The sequence below is a fragment of the Chryseobacterium sp. JJR-5R genome (assembly GCF_034047335.1).
In the GTDB taxonomy this organism is placed as follows: domain Bacteria; phylum Bacteroidota; class Bacteroidia; order Flavobacteriales; family Weeksellaceae; genus Chryseobacterium.
Window position 1 is genome coordinate 3,366,465 of the sequence record NZ_CP139137.1, and the last position, 23,358, is coordinate 3,389,822.

Annotated in this window: 18 protein-coding genes; 3 read left to right on the forward strand and 15 right to left on the reverse strand. The window is 39.5% G+C overall.

What is annotated here, in order from left to right:
• Positions 1–25 precede the first annotated feature (25 nt).
• The 10 genes from SD427_RS14745 to glyA all read right to left on the reverse strand — a co-directional run bounded on the left by SD427_RS14745 (position 26) and on the right by glyA (position 13,458).
• Positions 26–1,393: a hypothetical protein gene (locus tag SD427_RS14745; RefSeq protein WP_320558561.1), complete on the reverse strand. Its 1,368-nt coding sequence runs from the start codon at positions 1,391–1,393 to the stop codon at positions 26–28.
• A 71-nt stretch (positions 1,394–1,464) separates the two neighbouring features.
• Positions 1,465–2,460 carry a glycosyltransferase gene (locus SD427_RS14750; protein ID WP_320558562.1) on the reverse strand — a complete coding sequence of 332 codons (996 nt, stop codon included), beginning with the start codon at positions 2,458–2,460 and terminating at the stop codon, positions 1,465–1,467.
• Positions 2,457–3,356, reverse strand: coding sequence for a glycosyltransferase family 2 protein (locus tag SD427_RS14755; RefSeq protein ID WP_320558563.1), 900 nt, complete (start codon positions 3,354–3,356; stop codon positions 2,457–2,459). The genes SD427_RS14750 and SD427_RS14755 overlap by 4 nt, the downstream gene beginning before the upstream one ends.
• A 1-nt stretch (position 3,357) precedes the next feature.
• Positions 3,358–4,815, reverse strand: a complete 1,458-nt coding sequence (locus tag SD427_RS14760) for a flippase (protein WP_320558564.1) — start codon at positions 4,813–4,815, stop codon at positions 3,358–3,360.
• Between the two features lie 143 nt (positions 4,816–4,958).
• Positions 4,959–6,260: a nucleotide sugar dehydrogenase gene (locus SD427_RS14765; RefSeq protein ID WP_320558565.1), complete on the reverse strand. Its 1,302-nt coding sequence runs from the start codon at positions 6,258–6,260 to the stop codon at positions 4,959–4,961.
• 5 nt (positions 6,261–6,265) lie between these two features.
• The gene (locus SD427_RS14770) at positions 6,266–8,626 is read right to left on the reverse strand and encodes a polysaccharide biosynthesis tyrosine autokinase (RefSeq protein WP_320558566.1); all 2,361 of its coding nucleotides are present in this window, start codon (positions 8,624–8,626) and stop codon (positions 6,266–6,268) included.
• Between the two features lie 8 nt (positions 8,627–8,634).
• Positions 8,635–9,459: a polysaccharide biosynthesis/export family protein gene (locus tag SD427_RS14775; protein WP_320558567.1), complete on the reverse strand. Its 825-nt coding sequence runs from the start codon at positions 9,457–9,459 to the stop codon at positions 8,635–8,637.
• A gap of 36 nt (positions 9,460–9,495) precedes the next feature.
• Complete coding sequence (locus SD427_RS14780) at positions 9,496–11,424, reverse strand: nucleoside-diphosphate sugar epimerase/dehydratase (protein WP_320558568.1); 1,929 nt, start codon at positions 11,422–11,424, stop codon at positions 9,496–9,498.
• Between the two features lie 248 nt (positions 11,425–11,672).
• Positions 11,673–12,131: a regulatory protein RecX gene (locus tag SD427_RS14785; protein ID WP_320561048.1), complete on the reverse strand. Its 459-nt coding sequence runs from the start codon at positions 12,129–12,131 to the stop codon at positions 11,673–11,675.
• 61 nt (positions 12,132–12,192) lie between these two features.
• Complete coding sequence (gene glyA, locus SD427_RS14790; RefSeq protein WP_320558569.1) at positions 12,193–13,458, reverse strand: serine hydroxymethyltransferase; 1,266 nt, start codon at positions 13,456–13,458, stop codon at positions 12,193–12,195.
• A 263-nt stretch (positions 13,459–13,721) separates the two neighbouring features.
• Between glyA and SD427_RS14795 the strand changes: the two genes are divergently transcribed.
• Positions 13,722–14,015 (forward strand): hypothetical protein, encoded by a 294-nt coding sequence (locus tag SD427_RS14795; protein ID WP_320558570.1) that lies wholly within the window; start codon positions 13,722–13,724, stop codon positions 14,013–14,015.
• Positions 14,016–14,162: 147 nt separating this feature from the next.
• On the opposite strand, the gene SD427_RS14800 is transcribed toward SD427_RS14795, so the two are convergent.
• The 5 genes from SD427_RS14800 to SD427_RS14820 form a co-directional block, all read right to left on the reverse strand.
• Positions 14,163–14,441 carry a hypothetical protein gene (locus SD427_RS14800; RefSeq protein WP_320558571.1) on the reverse strand — a complete coding sequence of 93 codons (279 nt, stop codon included), beginning with the start codon at positions 14,439–14,441 and terminating at the stop codon, positions 14,163–14,165.
• 509 nt (positions 14,442–14,950) lie between these two features.
• A complete protein-coding gene (locus SD427_RS14805) occupies positions 14,951–16,153 on the reverse strand; it encodes an efflux RND transporter periplasmic adaptor subunit (protein ID WP_320558572.1) in 1,203 nt (400 codons plus the stop codon).
• Positions 16,154–16,261: 108 nt separating this feature from the next.
• A complete protein-coding gene (locus SD427_RS14810) occupies positions 16,262–17,533 on the reverse strand; it encodes an ABC transporter permease (protein WP_320558573.1) in 1,272 nt (423 codons plus the stop codon).
• A gap of 66 nt (positions 17,534–17,599) precedes the next feature.
• Positions 17,600–18,829 carry an ABC transporter permease gene (locus SD427_RS14815; RefSeq protein ID WP_320558574.1) on the reverse strand — a complete coding sequence of 410 codons (1,230 nt, stop codon included), beginning with the start codon at positions 18,827–18,829 and terminating at the stop codon, positions 17,600–17,602.
• A gap of 169 nt (positions 18,830–18,998) precedes the next feature.
• On the reverse strand, positions 18,999–19,688 hold the full coding sequence (locus SD427_RS14820) for an ABC transporter ATP-binding protein (RefSeq protein WP_320558575.1): 690 nt from the start codon (positions 19,686–19,688) through the stop codon (positions 18,999–19,001).
• A gap of 426 nt (positions 19,689–20,114) precedes the next feature.
• Here SD427_RS14820 and SD427_RS14825 point away from each other — a divergent pair, with 426 nt between their 5' ends.
• On the forward strand, positions 20,115–21,089 hold the full coding sequence (locus SD427_RS14825; protein ID WP_056220574.1) for a ribonucleotide-diphosphate reductase subunit beta: 975 nt from the start codon (positions 20,115–20,117) through the stop codon (positions 21,087–21,089).
• Positions 21,090–21,531: 442 nt separating this feature from the next.
• Positions 21,532–23,190, forward strand: a complete 1,659-nt coding sequence (locus SD427_RS14830; RefSeq protein ID WP_056220577.1) for a ribonucleoside-diphosphate reductase subunit alpha — start codon at positions 21,532–21,534, stop codon at positions 23,188–23,190.
• Positions 23,191–23,358: the final 168 nt, after the last annotated feature.

Here is a 23,358-nt window from a genome sequence, read left to right on the forward strand (position 1 = left end):
GATAAAGGATTAATAAAAGTTGAAGCTATTTTACTCTTTTAAAGAAAAATCTGCTAAATATATAATAGACAAATAAATTCTGTATGAGACCTGCTATAAAAAAATAGGTGTCATTTTCAATCGTAACAATACTTATTAAAAAGTTAACGTAAAACATAAAATAAAGAATGGTATTCTTATATTTCGTGTATTGTATGATGTTAATAACAATCAGAAGCATCAGTAAATGACAGAAGACAAAGACAGATCCCCCTTCCAGATAAGCCCATCCGTATAAAGTAGGGGTTATGGAATTATGGGTGGCTGTGATCATTGACTGTAAACGCACCCCGATATCTGATACAGGCTTATCAGGAAGAATTGCCCTGGGCACCATACTGACCGGAAGATAGACAAATCGTTCCATGTTTTTATAGTACTTCCATTCTTTCTCTTTTTCCATAGAAAAAATCAGATAAGGCAGCAAAGAAACTCTTTCTGAATAACTTTTACTGCCGGACGATACATTGTTATTAAAATCCAGCTCCACTGTTTTGGCAATCGCAATTACAAAAGCATCTTTTTTAGATATTCCCGGGATGTTGATCAGGGTATTCCTATAATTGTTATTAAAAGGATACAGGAATAATAAAAAAATAAGTACAGGCACAATCCATTTCTTGGGAAGGCTTCTACCGGATTCTAAATAAGGAATAAGAAAAATCACAATCCCAAAAATTAAAATCCCTTTCATCCCTGCAATCAAGCCGAAACCGAAATACAGTATAATATAAGTATAAAAATAGAAATTGAAATTTCGGGAATCGTATTCGCTTATAAATTTTAAAAAGAAATATATTGTCAGAAACAAAGGTAAAGTCTGGTTGGTAATCTGTAACAGAAAGGAATAGCTTGATAAATTATTTTCTTCGTCTGCACCATATCCTATTACCCCTGAAAATAATAATATAAACTGCAAAATCATGATACAGTAAGAGGATATATAAAAAATTCTCAGATTTTTTAACTTATACTTCCTGCTTATCTCATAAACATTCAGCCGCTGTAATTTATTTTTCGATATGATAAGGAAAATTAAATCTAAAACATTAATCATTACAAGACTGAGGAATATGATCCACATGGCCGGAAATACCAAACTCTGATTAACATACAGCTCTCCGTATATCCCTACGTCTTTTGTCCCTAGTTTATCTGCAATCTGATAATAATTAAGGATAAGATATAAAAATGTAGCGAATTTCAGCCAGTCTGATAAAATAGGCTTGCCTTTTTTGTACCAGTTGTACCCGAAAGGCACCCATACCAGCAGAGACGATAAAAAAGCAACAATCAGCTCCGAAAAAACTTCACGATTTTTTACATTATCATAGATATCAAATGATCTTATCAATAAAACAATTATCAATAAAACAATCATTGAAATATATCCAAAAAAAGAGAGTTTCAGTTTCAAAAGATGGTTTATTTATGAATTAATTTTAACATTTCAGTGAGCCTGACATCGTACGTATGATTTTCTATAAAATGCTGTCTCTGAAGATCACTCAGTGCGTACCTTTCTTCGGGTTTATCCAGGTAATACCTGACTTTTTCAATGGCTTCGTCTATATGCCTGTAGGTAAACTTTTCAACATCAATCTTAGAATACTCTTCCAAGACGGGTTTATAATCGCACAGCTGAAATGCTCCGATTCCTCCTATTTCGAAGAATTTTACGTTGGCAGAATTAACTTCGGCATAATGGAAATTATTAAACACTATTTTGGATCCGCATAAAACTTCTGCTTTTCTCTCACCGGTAATAAACTCATTCCTGAAGTTTTCAGCAATTTCTTTTCTTGCAAATCTTTTATCTGCAATTCCGAACAACACAACATTAATATCCGCCTTTATCAGCTCGCTTACCATTCTTGAACGGTAAGGATACATGGTGCCGAAGGTTACCACATCAATATCTATTTCTTTCTCTAATTGATTTCTGTCTTTTGCCGAAGGCTTGTGTACCCTAGGATTTAAGGCTTCCGGAAAATAGTGTGCATTCAGCCTCATTTTATTCTGCATAAAATCCAGCATATACTTTTCTTTGGTAAACCATGCATCATAATCTGATGCGAAGATCTGCTGGTGCTCCAGAGTGGTCATCTGATCCGGATTGATATGGATCACCTTTGCCTTCAGGTTCTGCTTTATCATTCTGATACAAACAGGATGGATAAAACGATATGTAGCAATGACAAGGTCCGGCTCCTGTTCAATCACTTTTTCTGCGATTTTTTTGAAAATAAGCTCATCATAAGAAGGGAAAAGCTTCGTGGCCCAATAATTATAACGGTAGGGTATCTTTATGACATCTTTGATATCAATATGAAAAACCTGGTGCCCGAGAAACTCCAGGGAATCATGCAAATGATATTCTAAACTATCAAAATCTTTGCTTCCTATAATAGCTACTTTCATACTAATGTTCTTTTTACAGCATTTTCATAATTTTTCCTTTCCTGAGCGGTATACCGGGTATTAAATTTATTAATAAACAGAAAAAACATATCCCAGAGTCTGTATTTGCCGAAATTCCCGGGATCATTTTTTTTCAGAAAGAGGTTTTTACTCGTATGCGTTATAATTCTTTTTTTATTGCTGTAATTTTTTATTTCCTTACCGCTGCCGTCTTCTAAATGGATTATTTTTGTATCCGTATATACATAAGCGTGATAACCGGCTTTTTTCATACGGTATTGCAGGTCACTTTCTTCATAATACATAAAAAAATCCTTGTCAAAACCTCCCATGTCCGTAAAAACACGATTTCTTATCATAAGGTCTGCCCCGATAACGTAATCAATTTCAAAAAATTTTTTTTCCAGAGGAAAAGGAACTTCAGTTTTACCCCGTAACAAATACTTCATCCCGGGGATGATTTTTTTATAATTATCAATTTCTTCTGCACAGGAAGTAAAATGGCTTCCGCAGCCATTATAGTTCATCTCTTTATCCACAAGTACACAGCCTAGACTTCCAATGTTGAGTTCTGCTTCTTTATTTCTAAAAAAACCAAGAAGTTTTTTAACTGAGTTTTCAATCAGCACAGTATCCGAATTTAAAAGAAACAAAAATTCCCCTCTGGCCTTTTCAGCTCCCAGGTTATTAGCTCTTCCGAACCCGATATTTTCAGGAGACTGTATAAATATAATATCTTCCATTTCACTGAAAAAAGCAGGAGAATCATCAGTAGATGCGTTATCTACCAGAATAATTTCATAGTTTATATCTTCCGTGAATTTTTTCACAGATTCAATACAATCATTGGTAATTGTTTTTGTATTGTAATTAACGATAATAATTGAACAATCCATCCTATCTCTTCAATTTAGCTTTAAACATATTGATTACCTCAAAAAAAACTTTTTCTTTGGAAAGATAAAGAATCAGCATAAAAAATACAACAGCGGCACTTATTTCTACAGCAACTTTCAATACCAACGTATGATCTGGAAGCAGTGAAGTTAATAAAAACAGAAGGATTGAAATTGCAATTGAGGCAATAATATAAATGAGTATGCTTCTGTTAAAAAAATTAATTTTCCGCAGCATTGATTTCCCTAAAATAATCATAAATACAACGCCGATAACCTCTGAAAAAACAGCTATTGATGCCGTTGCATTATGCCCGTATCGGTTGACAAAAATTAAGTTCAGAATAATACTGAGTACAGCCGCAATAATTGTTGACACTGTATAAATCCGTTCTTTCCCAAGCGGAAAAAGGATCAGAAACCCTAAAAAATAAGCCAGTCCTACGATAGTTACAATAGGCGATAAGATCTGAGTGGTGAGAATTGATTCCTCAAAACCATCGCCACCCATTAAAAGTGTAAAATCTTTCGCCAGGACCAGGAAACCAAAGGTAGCAGGTATCGAAAAAATCATTATATAATTCAGAGCAGTTTCTACCAGATTATAGAATGCCCTCTTATCGCTTGCCAGCAAATGCGCGAGCCTGGGCAGCATAACGGCACCGATTGTGGTCACCATTGCAATTACAAAGCGGATCAGCTTATTGGCCATTACGTAATATCCTACCGCTTCATCCCCTTTAGCCGTACCAAGAATGGTAATATCCAGCTGTAAATAAATACTGACTGAAATTGAGCCCACAAAAATAGTCATGGCCGGTTTTAAATGCTGTTTTAAGTCTAAGTTTTTAAAAGAAATTCCTTTAAAGTCCAAATATTTCTTCAAGTATAAAACATTGAAAACGTTTGCTCCCGCCGTGCTTAAAACAACGATAGAAGCATACCAGAGATAATCATCCGGGTTTTTGACCAGAACAAACAGCAGGACAAAACTCAAACCCCGGACAACCAGATAACGGATTGTTATAAACATCTGGTCTTCAATACCCTGATAAAACCATTCTGCCCCGAAATTCGTAAACAGTATTGTGGTGCTCAGGATAATGATAAGTTCTTTGTATGAAAAAAAATAAGGAAGATTAAGAATGACCCCGAAAATAACCAGATAGGAGATCAGGGTCGTAATTCCTAAAATCGTCAGCAGCTCAGTTACTAATTTCGTTCTTTTGAAACTGTCGTTTCTTATTTTTGCAACTTCCCGAAGCCCGTACATGGGGATCCCCAACGACGATAATAATAAGAAATAAGTAATAATAGAATTTACGTATTCAACTTTCCCTAAGCTTTCGGCACCTAAAACTTTATTGATATAAGGCATTGTAATAATGCCAAACAAAATACCGGAAACTACTCTCAGTAAATTTAATGCGTAGTTTACTTTAATACTTCGGATTTTCATTAAGAAAAGTAATTGATTTATAAAATTTCTTAAAGAAATTTGATTAAATTTTAAAGAAACATTATAAGATGCAAAGCAATGTTCCTTTTATCTGATGTATCTTCTGATTAGTACTCTGAAAATATTTTAGATATTTTCCAACATTATAATCTTGCGTCTACAGCATCTTTTTCCAAGAATGCTTTAACATCAAATAATACAGATTCATGACTTTTCAGGGAACTGATATCCAAATCCTTGAATTCTTTATGAGATACAGCCAGAATCACAACCTCATATTTTTTGTCAGCCGCAAGGCTTTCCAGTGTTTCCAGATTATATTCAGACTTTACTTCGTGATGGTCTGCCCACGGATCGTAGATGTCTACATTCAGCCCGTATTGCTTCAGTTCTGCGTAAATATCCACCACTTTTGTATTTCGGATATCCGGGCAGTTTTCCTTAAAGGTAACTCCAAGAATCAAAGCGTTTGCATTTTTAACCTGGATTCCTTTCCGGATCATCAGTTTTACCACTTTTCCGGCGATAAATTCCGGCATCATGTCATTTACTCTTCTTCCGCTTAAAATTACCTGCGGATGATATCCCAACTGTACGGCTTTATGCGCTAAATAATACGGATCTACAGAAATACAGTGACCTCCTACCAGGCCCGGGCGGTATTTTAAGAAGTTGAACTTGGTCCCTGCAGCTTCCAGTACATCATGGGTATCAATCCCCACCCTGTCGAATATCAATGCCAGTTCATTTACAAAAGAAATATTAACATCTCTTTGCGCATTTTCAATGGCTTTGGAAGCTTCTGCCACTTTTATGCTCGGTGCCTTGTGAGTTCCCGCTTTAATAATGAGCTTATACAGCTGGTCAATATTCTCGGCAATTTCAGGTGTTGAGCCGGAAGTGACTTTCTTTATTGTTACGAGCGTATTAACTTTGTCTCCGGGTACAATTCTTTCGGGAGAATATCCAACATAGAAACCCTCATTCAGCTGTAACCCTGATTCTTTTTCCAATACAGGAATACATTCTTCTTCCGTACATCCCGGGTAAACGGTGGATTCATAAATAATGATATCGTCCTTCTTTATAATCCCGCCCAACATTTTGCTTGCTTTGATCAGTGAAGTAAGATCCGGAGCATTAAACCTGTCAATCGGGGTAGGCACGGTTACAATGTATACATTGGCATTGGCAATTTCTTCCAGGGAACAGGAAGGCACATAGCCTTTTTTAAAATTGGTTTCGGAAGCTTCATCCAACCGTTTTTGTATTTCATCAGAATCGGCTTCCAATGTATGGTCATCACCATTTCTGAGCTCCTCTATTCGCTTTACATTGATATCAAAACCATAGACCGGTAAGTGTTTTGAGAATTCTAATGCTAACGGAAGACCTACATATCCCTGTCCAATTACTGCAATTTTGTAACTATCAACTGTATTCATTATTGTTATTTAAAAATACTTTTTATTTTATCAAAAAAGTTTTTGTGGTCTGCACCGTATCCGTACCCGTATTTATTGCCATAGGCAAAAAACTCCCTGTTTACGTCATTAAGTACAAAAGCTGTGTTTTTTATTCTCTGGCTTTCAATCTGCTTATTGGCAAAATCAATTAAAGATTTCTCTGTATGCCCAGATCTTGTAACGTATAACGTAACATCTGCCATATCAGCAATCAGTAAAGTATCTGTTACCAGCATCAAAGGAGCCGTATCAACAATAATGTAGTCATACTTCGTTCTGAGCTCTGCCATCAGATCTTCATATCTGCCGTTAGATAGTAATTCCGTAGGATTCGGAGGGATACTTCCTGAATATATTACATCTAAGTGTGGATTAAAAGAACTTTCATGAACAATATCTTTTACTGAAACATGATCATCATAAAGGAATTCCGTAAGGCCCGCCAATCCTTTTCTTGCCGCATTGTATCTCTGCAGCTGAGGATTCCTGATATCTGAACCGATAATAACAATCTTTTTCTTAGGAGTAGCCATCGTCAGGGCAAGATTTACAGATACGTGCGTTTTACCTTCACCCTTGACCGTAGAGGTTATAAAAACGGTCCTTCCCATCTTAAGGCTTTTAGGGAACATAAAATTCATGTTCGTGATAAGAATCCTGAAGGATTCTGCCATTGGTGAAAGATCGTTCATTTTCACAAGCTCATCCTGCCCGCGCTCCATACTTGGAATTTCCCCGATAATGGGTTTTTTGCGGGTCAGTTTTTCCAAATCGTGCTTGGTTCTTACCTTATTGTTGAATAGCTGCTGTAAATAAATAAGCGCTAACGGAAACACCAATCCGAGCACAAGGCCTGATAAAAGGATAACCATTGATTTTGGGGCAATCTGCATGCCTACATAGGCTTCATCAACAATTCTTGCTTTAGGAGCGGTTACGGCCATAGAAATTGCCGTTTCTTCCCTTTTCTGCAGCAAAAGCAGGTATAATGATTCTTTTATCTGCTGCTGTCTCTCAATACTCCTGAAAAGTTTCTCCTGAGCAGGAACTCTGGCAATTTTACCTGAAATATTATTCTGTTCAGATGACAATCCGTTTCTTGCCAGTTGAAGCCCGGTTTTGTTTTTCTGTAAACTCTGGATCACTGAACCCCGGATGTTATTGATCTGTTTGGTAATATCTACAACCAGAGGGTTTTCCGGAGTAGCACTTCCCAGCAACCTGTTTCTTTCCAAAACAAGCTGATTGTACGTACCGATGCTGGATGTGGCACTCGGATTATTCAACCCTACATTACCCGGCAGCGTCTGATAAGAATTCTGGTTGGAAACATATCCCAATAAAGCATCTGTAAGCTCTAACTGAGCATTGATTTCCAGCTCTTTGCTTTTGGCCTCTGCATTGGTCTGCAGCCCCAGTTTGGTTTCAGTTTCTATATCAGAAATTTTATTACTCTGCTTAAAATTTTCCTTTTCATTTTCAACCTGGCCTAGATCTCTTCCTACCTGGGTTATACGGTCATCAATAAATTTTGCGGTATTATTGGATTCTGTATTTTTATCTGCAATCGCATCTTCATTATAAGCCTGAACCAATCTGTTGATAAGGGTTCTTGCCTTCTTCGTCTCACTGTAGTTCATGGCTAACTTGATGACCGTTGCATCTTTATTTACCAGTGATACATTAAGTGCAGCCTGATAAGCAGATGCTTTATCATCTAAACTCGAAATATCCAACAGCAGCTCTTTAACCTTCTTTCCGGAATACTTCTCATTTTTTAATATCATGATATTGGCAAACGGCAAATTAATCACTTTATTAAATGTTGAAGTGATTACAGGAATTCCTTCTGAACTGATCTGCAGCTGTTCCCCGTCTATTTTTAAGTTCATTAAACGGGATACTTTTGCAGAAGTTTCCTTCTCCTGAATAATTCTTACCTTTACAGGAGATGTTTCACTGAAAAGTTCATGTTTTACATCACCTTTAAAAACATCTGTTTCCAAACCCAACACTCTGACCACTTCTTTCATCAGCTTTTTAGATTTGAAGATTTCCATTTCATTCTCCACTCCGTTACTTCCCATCTTTCCTATCCCGGAGATGTCCCGTAAAACAGCAAAATCCTGGTTCCCGCCGCCACTTGGCTTGGAATCTTTGATAAGTACAGTAGAAGCAACTTCAAATACGGCGACCTGTTTCCTTAAATATAGATATGCACATAAAAGCGCAATGATCATACTTGCTGCAAACCAGTACCAGCGTTTTATATAGGGCTGTATTATTTCACGGATATGCAATTCAGAATCCTCTGCTTCCACTACATGGTTGTTCTTTTTCGTCATCTTTCTTTTTAATTCTTAAATAAACCTACTGCTACAGCTATGGCTGTAACCCCTATTGAAATAGCAGATAAAATGAGTGGCGTATTAGGGTTTTGTTTAGACATTGCATCCCTTGTATTATTAGAAGATACTATGATGGCATCACCTTGCTTTAAATTATAGTAAGGCGAATTAATAAGATTGGCATCCTGCAGATTTATTCTTCCATGGGTAATCTGTCCGTTTTCTGTCCTTATTACCAAAACGTCATTTCTTTTACCATACATGGTAAGATCGCCTGCCATGCCCAGAGCATTTAAAATAGTTGCCTGCCCGTTGGCAACCGTATAATCCCCCTGTCTGTTTACTTCACCTAAAACGGTCACTCTGAAATTTGCCAGTCTTATGTTAACGGTAGGATTGGTTACAAATTCCTGCATTTTACTGCTCAGTTCTTCCTTAAACTGGATGAAGGTTTTATTTGAGGTATTAAGCCTTCCCAAAATCGGGAAATCTATATCTCCGTTTACATTTACAATATAAGATGGCCCCGAAATATTCACGGTTCCCTGGCCGGGGGTGTTGCCTCCCGCCAGAGTATTCGTCTGAATGAATTCTGAAGAAGAATAATTCTGATTAAACGGTTTTACAACATCCATATCCTTAGCGGTGACAAGGATGATAAGCTGATCTCCGGGCTGGATGGTGGACTGGGAATTTTTAGCTGAATTTTCTACTGCAACATTTTCTATATTCTGCATATAGTTAAGATCATTATGTGCATTAGGATTAGTTTTACAGGAAACTAAGATGAATACTACAACAACTGCAGCAAATATTTTACCTTTCATCATATTTTAAAATTGTACAAATATACATTTTATATTTTTTTATTTGTCGAGTATTTCGTAAATAGAATTATTACTTCTAAATTCAGGTACGATTATTTTTAAAATCTTAACCACATCCACTTTGTCTTTTCGTAAAGATGCTTTGGTAATGGAATTAACCAGGGTTTCAATTTCTATAAAATTCATGGTCGGGTCTTTTGAAATCATTATTTTCTCATTATGGGTGGGAAGCGTTTTGGCATCGTCACTTAAAAGTTCTTCATATAACTTCTCCCCGGGACGTAAGCCCGTATAAATAATTTTGATGTCGATATTGGGTTCAAATCCTGATAATTTGATCATTCTTCTCGCCAGGTCTAATATCTTCACCGGTTCACCCATATCAAAAACAAAGATTTCACCGCCCTGCCCCATAGTTCCGGCATGCAGTACCAGCTCACAGGCTTCTGGAATCGTCATAAAATACCGTACGATATCAGGATGGGTAATGGTAACCGGCCCGCCGGCTTCTATCTGTTTTTTAAAATGAGGAATTACAGATCCGTTTGATCCTAATACATTCCCAAATCTTGTGGTAATGAATTTTGTGGTGTTTCCGTCGACATCCTGCAAGGCCTGTACAAAAAGTTCTGCCGCTCTCTTTGAAGCACCCATAACATTGGTTGGGTTTACCGCTTTATCGGTGGACACCATTACAAAACGGTTCACATTATATTTACTGGAGAGTGTAGAAATAATTTTTGAGCCTAAGACATTAACTAAAATACCTTCATGCGGGTTTTCTTCTACCAGAGGCACATGCTTGTAAGCCGCAGCATGATACACCATTGAAAAATTATAAGCCTGAAACAGCGGCTCTATCCTGTGCCTGTTGGAAACATCAGCCAGCACAAATTTAAACCTGATATGCGGGAACCTTTCCTTCATTTCAAGCTCAATATCATATAACGGAGTTTCCGCCTGGTCCAGTACCACAATCAGCGAAGGGTTGAATTGTGCAACCTGTCTTACAATTTCACTGCCGATAGATCCTGCACCGCCTGTTACTAAGATTGATTTATTAAAATGCCTGCTTCTGACCTCTTCGTTTTCAATTTTAATAGGTTTCCTGTTAAGCAGATCTTCAATCTGAAGATTTCGGATTGACCCCCCAAGGTCACTGTCCCGCAATTTTTGTACTGAAGGGGCTTTGAAGATATTAAGGTCTTCTTCCAGAAACAGGTTTACCCATGAGTTCATTTCATCTTTAGACATCATTTCTTTTACGATGATGACCCCGTCTACCAGAAGTTCTTCTTTGGTATTTCTTTCTATCTTATCTTTGGAAAATATAGGTTTCCCCAGTAATGAAGCCCTTTTGGAGTCTGTTCTCTGGGTAAGGAAGCCTACCACATGATACGGCAGGCTGGGATTATCCAGGATAGCCCTGGCAATGGCTATGGACTGCTCATCAATGCCCAGCACCAGGATTCTTTTCTTCAGTGTACTTCTCCTGTATTCCCTTACAATATGAAAAAACTCCTTTACATATAATCTGAAAAGAAACAATCCCATAAATGAAATGATAAAATAGAGGATTAAATAAGGGGTGAGGATAAATTTGCCGCCGGTTATCCAAAAGTAAATCATATTGATTGTACCTACCATAAACATGGTACAGAAACAGGAAATCAATAATTTAAAAAGATCTATAAAAGTAGAATGCCTTATAATCCCTGCATAAGTCTTAAAAATATACATGAATACAACATTCATTGCGATAATGCAGACAAAGACATTGGTCTTATCTTCATGGTAAATAAATTCCTGCTGGGTAATTTTCTCAATGATGTAGGTAGAAAGAAACAAGGATACTACCAGAATAATAATATCGATTACGAGTATTATCCATCTGGGAAGGTATCTTACATCTGAGAGGCTGACAACATTATCTCCCCCAAAAAGTCTTTTCCTAAGAGAACCGTACATTGTCTTTATTTGTATTCATATAAATTAAAGTATAAACAGGAATATCATATTTAAGGATATTCCCTGAGTATCCATGCAAAATTAAAATAAAATTTCATCTATAACCTGAATTTAAAAAATAAATTTATTCCGGTTTATGCATAGTTACCTGATTAAACAGAAGGGATATCGATCATTAAAAGATACTTCAAATAAATCATTATAAAGTATTTATTTCAGATAATAATCTGCTTAGGACACTTCCTTGCTTATTCAAGAATATCATTTATTTTCTCATATTCAAAGCCCCGGCTCATCAGATATTTTATGGTCTTTGATTTCCGCTGGTATTCTTTCAGTCCGTTTTGTTTTGAATAATAATCTTCATAGATTTTCCGGATGGTTTTCTCATAATCGCCTTCATCAATTTCATCGAAGCATTTATTAATCAGCTTTTCGGGAACCTGCTTTTGTTTCAGGTTCATTTTGATCTTGGTTTTCCCCCAGTGCTTGATATAGAATTTCCCCCTGATGTAGCTTCGTGTGAACCGTTCTTCATTTAAGTAATTTTCCCTTAAAAGATAAAGCATAATATCTTCTCTCGCTTCATCAATCAGCAGGAATTCTCTCATCTTCTGCTCCACTTCCGCATGGCACCGGTCCTGATAAACGCAGTAGTTTACCAGCTTAAGTTTTATTTCATCAAAAGTATAGGATTTCTTTTCCATATTGATAAAAAAAGAATGAACAAAAATGCCCATTCTTTATATTTTCTGATTGAGGCAGATGTTAATAATTGAATAAGGCCTTCCCTTCCATCAGCTCGTTTACTTTCTTCCGTACAGAAGTTATGCCTTCTTCATTTTTAATATTATCCACCACTTCAGAGATCAATTCTGCAATGGTTTCCATGTCATTTTCCTTCAAGCCTCTTGTAGTGATGGCCGCAGTCCCCAATCGGATCCCCGAAGTAGTGAACGGTGACTTATCATCAAAAGGGACCATGTTTTTGTTACAGGTAATATCGGCAAGCACGAGTGCTTTTTCCGTTTCTTTACCGTTTACCCCTTTATTTCTAAGGTCAACAAGCATCAGGTGGTTATCTGTTCCGCCGCTTACAATATCAAATCCTCTGTTAATCATTGCTTTTGCCAAAGCCTGCGCATTAGACTGAACCTGTTTTGCGTATGTTTCAAACTGAGGGTCTAAAGCTTCACCGAAGGCCACTGCTTTACCTGCGATCACATGTTCCAGCGGGCCGCCCTGGATCCCAGGGAAAACAGCGCTGTCCAGAACCTGGCTCATCATTTTCGTCTCTCCTTTCGGCGTTTTATGCCCATATGTGTTCTCGAAGTCTTTGCCTATCATGATCATTCCTCCTCTCGGGCCTCTTAAAGTCTTATGGGTGGTGGTGGTTACCAGATGGCAGTGTTCAAACGGGTTATTGAGGAGCCCTTTGGCTACCAGGCCGGCAGGATGCGCAATATCTGCCCAAAGCGTTGCACCTATCTCATCGGCAACCTCCCTGAACTTGGCATAATCCAGGTCTCTTGAATAGGCAGAGAAGCCTGCAATCAGCATTTTCGGCCTTTCTCTAAGTGCCACTTCCCTCATCTGGTCATAATCGATCAAGCCTGTTTCCTGCTGAACGCCGTAAGATACCACATCATACTGGATCCCGGAGAAATTCACAGCCGAACCGTGGGTAAGGTGGCCTCCCATAGAAAGATCCATCCCCATGATTTTGTCTCCCGGCTTCAAAACCGCCAGATAAATGGCTGCATTTGCCTGAGATCCGGAATGGGGCTGCACATTTGCATAATCCACGCCGAAAAGTTCTTTTGCCCTGTTGATGGCCAGAGTTTCAACCTCATCTACTACCTCACATCCTCCGTAATATCTTTTTCCGGGATATCCCTCCGCATATTTATTGGTCAGTACGCTTCCCACGGCTTTCATTACATTCTCAGAAACAAAATTTTCTGATGCAATCATTTCAATCCCATGGGTTTGTCTTTGTCTTTCTTTTTCGATAAGGTCAAAAATAATGTCCATTTATTTCTAGATTTAGATTTTGAATGCCAAAAATACGGAATTTCCAAGGATTATTATTATCAATCAGCTTATTAATTTATCATTGATTCATCATTGAAGATTTTATAAGCATTCAGATAAATTTTCTTCGTATAATCTTTGTGAAAAGATCTTTCCAGGACCTTAAAATTTTCAGAATAGGAATAAAATTTGAATAGTCTGAAAACACTATCTATGAAAAATTTATCTTTGCATCAACCTTAAAAAAGAAAATCACCAGAATTATGGGAAAGAAAAAATATAAAAAACAGTTAATAAGCACTTTAAAAAATTTAGAAAGATCGGAACATTATATTCTGGAAAGCATGACCAACCTGATGCTGCTTGGAGAATTAAAGAAAAATAAAATTGAATTTAAAGATGGTGACACTTTCAGCTTCAAGGATAATATCTTTGATTACAGCGAAGACAAAAACATCCGAAAACTGGCTAAGCTCCGCAGAAAAATGCTCGTTACTATGAATAAAATGGTATCTAAAAATAAATTTAAGGATAAGGAAATAAAGTTTCTGAGCTGATTTAAAAATAAGATAAGTCCCGGACTGTTCAGGATTATTTATTGATGCGGCTCACTGATGAACAGTTCACAAGAATTTTAATCAGATATCCGGCAATTCTGAACAGCCGGTTGATTTTCTAAACGACGCGGGAAGCCCTGCCCGGATCTACGGAATCCTGCTAAAAATTTTAATATAATAATAAATAATATTTACATCAATTAAAATCTTTTCACACAGTTCCCCTTTCACCAGTGTTGCCGTTATGTTTCCCTGCGCAACGGCGCTGGCAAAGGATTGCATCACCGCTGCATCGTCCCCGCAGGCAACAACTCCGTCCACATCTATTTTATAGAAATGATCGATTTTAATAAATTCATATTCCGTAAGCTCAATGTCCGGGTTTTCAGTGTTGGTATCCTGTGCAAAAGGTATTTTTACATACAAAGCACCTGGCAGGAGTTATTTTCCGTTTTTTTCGGTACTAACTGTTTCTTCATGCCTGAATAATGGTGTGTGATTTAAGCATGCCCTGTTATGTTATTCAATACAAAATTAAAACAAACAATACTGCTGCTATATGACCGCAATACTATTCTCATACCTGCAGCATGGTGAAAAGAAATACAGTTTTCCGGCAAACGATTCCGGAATGTTCAAAGAAAATCTCAATCGGCAGTTAAAACGGAAATCCATTTGCCGGAAGGTGACCGCCCGGCGGCATTAACGGATTCATTTCCGGACCACAATGAGATATTGAGTTCCCATTCATCAAATCAGTAATAAAATTACAGCCGCCGCCCTAGCCCCGATTGCAGTTAAAATCCTTTTTTGAAAAAAAAGATTGCAGCGGAAAGCGGGAAACAGCTCCCGTTAAAAAATGAAATTCATCCGGATAAGAAAAAAGCCCTGAGAAAATTCCCGGGGCTTCCGCTTGCAGCGTATAATGAAGTTTATTATTTCTTGGATTTGTCTTTCAGTTCTTCTTTATCTTTATCCGAAGGGTTCCAGACTTTGATCTCGGAATTTTTATCAATCGGCGACCCCGGCAGTACCTGAACGTTAATGCCGTCGCTGGCTCCCAGTTTTATATATTGTTTTTTAAACTTGCCGTCTTTCTGTTTTACCTCCACAAACGGGACATCTTTACCGTTTTTCTTTTCGTACTGAACCAGGGATTCATCCAGCAGCAATGCATTTTTCTTGGAGCTCAGCACAATTTCACCGTTGGCAGAAAACCCGGCCCTGATGTATTCATTGTTCGGGTTGTGCACATCGCCTTCTACCGGGAATTTAATGGTCCCGTTGTTGTCTTTTCCTTTCGGCGCAATCATGGTCAGCCTTCCGGGGAATGTTTTGTTCTGAAGGGCTCCGATCACAATATTCATATCCATGCCCTGCTTCAGTTTTCCTGCCTGTGCCTCATCAATTTCCCCCTGGAAGATCAGAGAATTAAGGTCTGCAATGGAACAGATGGTGGTTCCGGCATTGAAGGAATTGGCTTCAATGACCTGGCTTCCTACTTTTACCGGCACTTCCAGCACGGTTCCGGATGCTTTGGAGCGGATCTGCGTGGTCGCCAGGCCCTGCAGTTCAGGGATCGCGCCGGTTTTGGCAATCTGTAATGCTTTCTGTGCCGTTACCAGCTGCTGGTTTGCATTTCTGAGTGCCTGCTGCTGGGAAAATAGCTGCTGCTGGGCGTTCAGGTATTCCTGTCTGGAAATAACGCCCTGCTTGAACAGCCTGTCCTGCATTTCAAACTGCTTGCGCATGTTTTCAACATTCATTTTGGCATTGCTGATCTGCAGCTGGGCATTCTGAACATTCTGCTGGGAATTGTTTACATCGGCAAGATTCGGGACAATCCTTACGGTGGCGATCAACTGCCCGGCATCCACACGGTCTCCTTCTTCCACTAAAATTTTGTCAATGATGCCTGCTATGTTCGGTTTGATTTCAATTTCTTCTTTCGGAACAATTTTCCCTGTTGCCATTACCTTGTCATCCATATTCTGGATGGTCGGTTTACGCGTAAGGAACGCTTCGCTCTCTTTGGAATTGGATTTTACAAGATATCCGATCCCGGAGAATAAGGCCACTGCAAATAAAAGCCCTAAGACGATATAAACGGCTTTTTTCCAAGTGAATTTCTTTTTCATATGTATAGTTTATTTTTTATTTAAAATTTAATTATTTAAAAATGATGCATTACAAAACCCCATAACCGGCAACTCATAACTCATCACTCATAACTCATCACTCATAACTTACTCCGTTCTCAACGCTTCGATCGGCCTTATCTTCACAGCCCGCTGCGCCGGGATCATCCCGATAATCAGTCCTAAAACCACCATTACGGCCATGGCTGCAAAAACATTCCCGTAGTTAACGGTAGGATTGTAAAAAGGAAAGGCATCCTGGCCCTGTGTAACCATATTTAAAATCATCAGCACAAAGATCCCGAACATAAACCCGAGCAGCCCGGATGAAAGCGTGATCACCACACTCTCCAACAGGATCTGATTCCTTACTTCCGAAGGCTTTGCACCCAATGCTCTTCTGATCCCGATTTCTTTTGTCCTTTCCTTTACGGTAATCAAAAGAATATTGGAAATGGCAATTACCCCCGCAAGAATCGTCAGGGTTCCTACGATAATGGTAAGCAGCTGCATGCCGGTTAGAAAGCCTGTCAGTTTTTTAAACTCTTTCCCCAGGTTGAAACTCCCGAAGGCATTGGTATCTTCAGGAGATACTTTATTTTTGGCCTTCAGCTCAAGCTTTACGCTTTCTTCCACGGAATTGACGCTGGCATTGGGCTTGCTCACAATTGCAAACATATCAATCTGGTCTGCGGCGTTATACATTTTGGTATAGGTGGAAAGCGGAATGAACACCGTCTGGTCATTTTCGAAACCACCTCCTTTTTTCACCCTGAACACCCCAACTACGTTGAAGAAAATTCCTTTGATATTGACCGGCTTGCCCAGCGGGTTTTCATTTTTTTTGGCATCGAAAAAGTTTTTATAGATCTCTTCGCCTATTACTGCTACGTTCTTGTTTCCTGAAACATCTGCGTCATTGATGTAACGCCCGAAAATAAGTTTTTTCTCTGAAATCTTATTGCCTACCGGATAATCCCCGGTTAATGAATAGGTCCCGTTTTTACCGTTTCTGGACATGGCTTCCCCCGGTGTGCCGGTAAAGCTCCCTCTTGAATTCTGAGGGGAAATATAATCGATGTCCGGGATTTTTCTCTTCAGCATATCAATATCGGAAAGATGAAGGTGCACCTGCCGGCCTTTCGGGAAACCGTCGTACGGAATGGAGGTATTCTGCGCCCAGAGGAAAATAGAGTTGGTGGCAAAGCCTGAAAACAATTTATCGAAACCGTTCTCCATCCCTTTTGCAGAACCCAGCAGGACAACATATAAAAACATACCCCAGCCCACACCGATCATGGTGAGGAATGTCCGGAGCTTATTATTTTTAAGAGAATAATAAATTTCCTGCCAGGTATCTTTTTTCAGTAATATGTTCACTTTACTTTATTTGATTATCAATAATGGTCTGTAAGTATTTTTTTCAGCGGTTCCGGTGGTGTTATATTACTCGGTCCTCAATGCTTCAATCGGTTTGATTTTTGACGCTCTGTACGCCGGGACGAATCCTGCAATCAATCCGGAAAATACCAGTGCGATGAATGCCGTAAAAATGGTTCCCCAGCCCACACTCGGGCTTTTAATGAAATATTCTTCGAGGCTGTCGCCGATTAAATGTAAAGCCAGCACGCCCAATCCTACGCCTATAAATCCCGATATGACGGTAATTACCACACTTTCCTGAACAATGAGCGCAACAATACTCCGTGGTTTGGCTCCGATTGCTTTTCGTACGCCTATTTCTTTGGTCCTCTCCTTTACGATATACACCATAATATTGCTGATCCCGATGATTCCTGCCAGCAGGGTACCCATCCCGATAAACCCTACAATTGCGGTAAGAACTGCCATAAACATAAAAGTCTCGTTCATATTCTGGGCGTTATTCCAGATCCTTACGCCGTTTTCATCTTCGGGAGATACATTTTTTCTTGATTTCAGCCTTTCCTTCAGTTCATCACCATATTTAATGGCCTGCTGCGGATCCAGTTTTTCATCATAGGCAATGTATACTGTACTTACCGTATCAGATCCTTTTTTCATCTGCTGCAGGGTAGAAATAGGAACCGTAATGTGCCTTTCATCCCAGTCTCCGCCGTCATCAGAGAATACGCCGATTACTTTGAACATGGTTCCGTTGATATTCAGCTCTTTTCCTACCGGGCTCCCGTTCTTGATCAAATCCCTCTGCACCATCCTCCCGATAACGGCAACATTCTGTTTGTTCGCCATATCATTCGGCGAAAGGTAACGACCTTCAAGTATTTTCCGGTTCTCGATATACTGTTCGTCCATATTGGCCCCGTTGATCTGGTAATTCCCGCTTTCCCTGCCGTATTTCACCAGCAGGTTGGAGGTATACCTTGCCGTGGAATTCCCTACTTTCTCTTTATCCACATTAACCAGGAAATCATAATCGTCATTGTTCATGGTAACTACCCGGTCAGACTGCAGCCCGTTGTAGGCTACCGTTGTTTTACCGGTAAAAACGGAGATCAGGTTCTGGGCATCCCGTGCAAAGCCCTGCGTAAACGCATTCTGCAGTCCCGTACCGATCCCGAAAAGCACGATGAAGATAAATAATCCCAACGCTACGGTAAAACCGGAAAGCACCGTCCGCAATACATTGCTGCGGATGGAACTGAATATTTCCTGCCAACGATCTAAGTCGAACATATATTTTAGTTTGAAGCGGAACACTGGTGAGGCGTCTCTCCAATCCTGCCGCTGTTTTTAATTTAATTTATTGCCATGTAATTTTATTTCAGAAGAAAAATAAGGAACAAAGTCTAAAACATACAGTTCATTTAATTACTTCCAAAAATTTCCGGCCTCCGTTTTCCCGCTACAACACAATCTGCTTGATAAATGCATCGCTTTCGATAATCCCGTCACGGAGTATCACGTTTCTTTTGGTCTGTGCGGCTACGTCCGGCTCATGGGTAACCACGATAATGGTTTTCCCTTCATTGTTGATATCCTGAAGAAGCTTCATGATATCGTGGGTCGTCTTGGAATCCAGGGCTCCGGTAGGCTCATCGGCAAGCACCACCTTTGGATCCGTTATCAATGCCCTTGCAATAGCCACCCGCTGTTTCTGCCCGCCTGAAAGCTCATTCGGCAAATGGCCAGCCCATTGTGCCAGCCCTACTTTTTCAAGATACTCCATCGCTTTTCTCTCACGTTCCTTCCGGGGTACATTCTGGTAATACAACGGAAGTGCTACATTATCCAATGCCGTTTTATATCCGATGAGATTAAAAGACTGGAAAATAAAGCCTAAAAACTTACTTCTGTATTCCGCCGCTTTTACTTCGGACAAATGTTCGATCGGAACATTATCCAGTTCATAGGTGCCGGTATCTTTCTCATCAAGGATCCCGATAATATTAAGCAGGGTAGATTTTCCGGAACCGGAACTGCCCATGATCGAAACGAACTCGCCTTCGGAAATATTCAGATTAATTCCTTTCAGCACATGAAGCTTGCTTTTCCCCGTATCGTACGATTTATGTAGGTCCTGAATGATTAGCATTAATGATGGTTGTATGATGTTTATGCCTAATAAGTAGAATATATTCCGGATTTGTTACAACAATAAAATTTTCTTTACCGGAATTAATGTTTAACATTATTCCTGCTTATTCACAGTGGATTATAAAAAATTGTTTAATTCTGATGTGCTGATAATGTATATTTTTTCACAACAATCCTGTGTAAGTCAATACCTAAGCGGTTTTCATGTAAATGTGGAAAACTTTTAAGGTTAAAATTCAGTCATTTAGTGTTTGCCTCTTTCAAATACAGTTCCTGTTGTCTAACTTTGTACCTGTATCTTATGGAAAGATACAGAGTATTCAAGGGTAATGATTTTTATCCGCAATTAACAATAAATCAATCTATTGGATATTGATTAAGCATATTCAATCTGATGAGCATTTTAATTTAAGACCTTCTACATATGGGAATTTTTGACAAAAGAGTAAGTTATAAGCCGTTCGAGTATCCTGAAGTTCTTCAGTTTACAGAAGCCATCAACAAATCATTCTGGGTACATTCGGAGGTGGATTTTACTGCCGATGTTCAGGATTTTCAGTCGCAGCTGGAGCCGCACGAAAAAAACGCGGTAAAAAATGCGCTTTTGGCCATTGCCCAGATTGAAGTTTCGGTAAAGTCATTTTGGGGGAATCTGTACAATCATCTTCCGAAACCTGAACTGAACGGTTTGGGAGCCACTTTTGCAGAATGCGAATTCCGCCATTCGGAGGCGTATTCAAGGCTGCTTGAAGTATTGGGTTACAATGAAGAATTCCTGCATGTGGTGGAAGTTCCCGCCCTGAAAAAGAGGATTCAGTTTTTATCCAATGTCCTTAAGCATGCCAATTCTGCCACGCCGAAAGAGTATGTTTCGTCTTTGCTTTTATTCAGTATCCTGATTGAAAACGTATCCCTGTTTTCACAGTTTGCCATTATCTTATCGTTTACCCGATTTAAAGGGTTCATGAAGAATGTTTCCAATATCATCGCCTGGACTTCTATCGATGAACAGATCCATGCCAATGGCGGTATTTACCTGATCAATAAGATCCGTGAGGAGCAGCCTGATCTTTTAACGGATTCTGATATTGAAGATATCTATACCCTTGTTGATCAGTCTATCGAACTGGAAGGCGAAATTCTTGACTGGATCTTCGAGCTTGGCGAACTGGATAAATTCTCCAAACAGGACCTGATCAACTTTATGAAATACCGTGTGGATGAAAGCCTTGATAAGATCAACATGGAAAAACGCTACAACATCACGGCAGAGCAGTACAGCCCGATGAAATGGTTCGAAGAGGAGGTTTTTGCCAACTCAATGGATGATTTCTTTGCCAAAAGGCCGGTGGACTATACAAAACATGACAAGAGTATTACGGCGAACGATTTGTTTTAAATTAACTGAATAATATTTATTGGGGCGCCTTTTTCCGCCTTCCGTTCCCGCTTTTTTGATATTGCGAACCACTTGAAGCAATCTGTTGAACTCTTTGTGAACCGCAATAACAAAAAGAGCTCCACTCAAGTCGGGGCGCGAGCGAACAAAACAGTTGGTATTAGACCGGTCATGGTAAGCCTGTCGAAGCATCAGATTGGATTGCTTTGTGCCTCACAATGAAGGAAACAGATAATTTGGCGGTTTGGTAAGAAGTAAGGGAAACAAAATGTCATCTTAGCCCTGATTGCAGCGGCATCCTTTTTTTGAGGGGCCGGCAAAGACAAAGGCAAAAAAAGATACAGCGGAAAGCAGGCAAGACCAGTGAGGAGAAAAACAAATTTTCTGCTCCTGAAAAAATTAACAAAACAATGTACCCGGTACATTTTACAATATAAAATCTATGGACGAACAAAACAACAACATATGGTGGCTCAACGAGGAATCTGAGCAAATGCTGAACAGAGGGTACCTGCTGAAAGGGGAAACCGTAGACGGTGCCATTGACAGGATCACCACTGCGGCAGCAAAAAAATTATACAAACCTGAGCTTCAGCCGGCTTTCAAGGAGATGATCATGAAAGGATGGATCAGTTTTTCCTCTCCGGTCTGGGCCAACATGGGAACGCAGAGAGGCCTTCCGATCTCTTGTTTCAACGTGCATATTCCGGACAGCATTGAAGGGATTACCCACAAAATGGGTGAAGTCATCATGCAGACGAAAATCGGGGGCGGAACTTCAGGATATTTCGGGGAGCTTCGTAACCGAGGGACTGCCGTAACCGACAACGGAAAATCTTCCGGTGCCGTGTCATTCATGAAACTGTTTGACACTTCCATGGATGTTGTTTCCCAGGGTGGCGTAAGAAGAGGTGCTTTTGCAGCCTATCTGGATGTTGACCACGGGGATATTGAAGAATTTTTATCCATCAAAGACATCGGGAGCCCGATTCAGAACCTGTTTACCGGAATCTGCGTGCCGGATTACTGGATGCAGGATATGATTGACGGTGATGCCGACAAACGTAAAATCTGGGCCAGGGTTCTGGAAAGCCGCCAGCAGAAAGGCCTTCCTTACATTTTCTTTACCGATAATGTGAACAGGAACAAGCCTCAGGTATATAAAGATCTCGGGTTAACCATCAACGCAAGTAACCTTTGCTCTGAAATTATGCTTCCGTCCACAAGGCAGGAATCTTTCATCTGCTGCCTGTCCTCCATGAACTTAGAATTGTATGACGAGTGGAAGGATACAAACGCAGTACAATTGGCCATTTATTTCCTTGACGCTGTTTTATCTGAATTTATCGAGAAAACGGAAGGAAACTATTACCTTCAGGGAGCAAGAGACTTCGCATTACGCCACAGGGCATTGGGTCTGGGCGTTCTGGGTTACCACTCTTACCTGCAGAAAAACATGATTCCTTTTGAGAGTTTTGAGGCAACGCAGTTTAATGCAAGGGCTTTCAAACACATCAGGACTCAGGCAGATATCGCGTCAAAAGAACTGGCTAACATCTACGGGGAACCGGAACTGCTGAAAGGATACGGAATGAGAAATACAACGGTAATGGCCATCGCCCCTACCACTTCAAGCTCCGCCATTTTAGGGCAGACTTCACCGGGAATCGAGCCGTTTGCCTCCAACTATTACAAAGCCGGACTTGCTAAAGGAAACTTTATGCGAAAGAACAAATACCTGGCGAAACTGCTTGGGGAAAAAGGCCTTGACAATGAAGAAACCTGGAGGACGATCATGCTGAACCACGGTTCCGTACAGCACCTGAACGAATTATCTGACGAAGAGAAAGCCGTATTCAAAACATTCAGGGAGATTTCCCCGATGGAAATTATTTCCCAGGCTGCCCAGAGACAGCAGTATATTGATCAGGCACAGTCGCTGAACCTTCAGATCCCTTCCACAATGCCTGTAAAAGATGTCAACTATCTTTATATTGAAGCATGGAAAAAAGGAGTGAAAACCCTTTATTACCAGAGAAGCTCATCCGTTTCCAAAGAGATGATGGTGAACTTTGTGACCTGCTCTGCATGTGAAGCTTAATTATAAATTTTAAAATGCATATAAAAGCCACAGTATCCGTACTGTGGCTTTTATTTTACTTATAATGTAAAATAAACTTTACATTCCATCCATGATTTTTGTGCAACCTGACCCCTGATGGTCAGCCTGGCTGTATTAAAAAATAAACTACAGAAAATTTCTGTAATT

Coding starts and splice junctions, on each gene's coding strand:
- SD427_RS14760 (WP_320558564.1), bottom strand. CDS start 4,815: ATGAAAATCCGAAGTATTAAAGTAAACTACGCATTAAATTTACTGAGA.
- SD427_RS14775 (WP_320558567.1), bottom strand. CDS start 9,459: ATGATGAAAGGTAAAATATTTGCTGCAGTTGTTGTAGTATTCATCTTA.
- SD427_RS14750 (WP_320558562.1), bottom strand. CDS start 2,460: ATGAAAGTAGCTATTATAGGAAGCAAAGATTTTGATAGTTTAGAATAT.
- SD427_RS14820 (WP_320558575.1), bottom strand. CDS start 19,688: ATGCTAATCATTCAGGACCTACATAAATCGTACGATACGGGGAAAAGC.
- glyA (WP_320558569.1), bottom strand. CDS start 13,458: ATGGACATTATTTTTGACCTTATCGAAAAAGAAAGACAAAGACAAACC.
- SD427_RS14830 (WP_056220577.1), top strand. CDS start 21,532: ATGGACGAACAAAACAACAACATATGGTGGCTCAACGAGGAATCTGAG.
- SD427_RS14805 (WP_320558572.1), bottom strand. CDS start 16,153: ATGAAAAAGAAATTCACTTGGAAAAAAGCCGTTTATATCGTCTTAGGG.
- SD427_RS14765 (WP_320558565.1), bottom strand. CDS start 6,260: ATGAATACAGTTGATAGTTACAAAATTGCAGTAATTGGACAGGGATAT.
- SD427_RS14755 (WP_320558563.1), bottom strand. CDS start 3,356: ATGGATTGTTCAATTATTATCGTTAATTACAATACAAAAACAATTACC.
- SD427_RS14770 (WP_320558566.1), bottom strand. CDS start 8,626: ATGACGAAAAAGAACAACCATGTAGTGGAAGCAGAGGATTCTGAATTG.
- SD427_RS14785 (WP_320561048.1), bottom strand. CDS start 12,131: ATGGAAAAGAAATCCTATACTTTTGATGAAATAAAACTTAAGCTGGTA.
- SD427_RS14795 (WP_320558570.1), top strand. CDS start 13,722: ATGGGAAAGAAAAAATATAAAAAACAGTTAATAAGCACTTTAAAAAAT.
- SD427_RS14815 (WP_320558574.1), bottom strand. CDS start 18,829: ATGTTCGACTTAGATCGTTGGCAGGAAATATTCAGTTCCATCCGCAGC.
- SD427_RS14780 (WP_320558568.1), bottom strand. CDS start 11,424: ATGTACGGTTCTCTTAGGAAAAGACTTTTTGGGGGAGATAATGTTGTC.
- SD427_RS14825 (WP_056220574.1), top strand. CDS start 20,115: ATGGGAATTTTTGACAAAAGAGTAAGTTATAAGCCGTTCGAGTATCCT.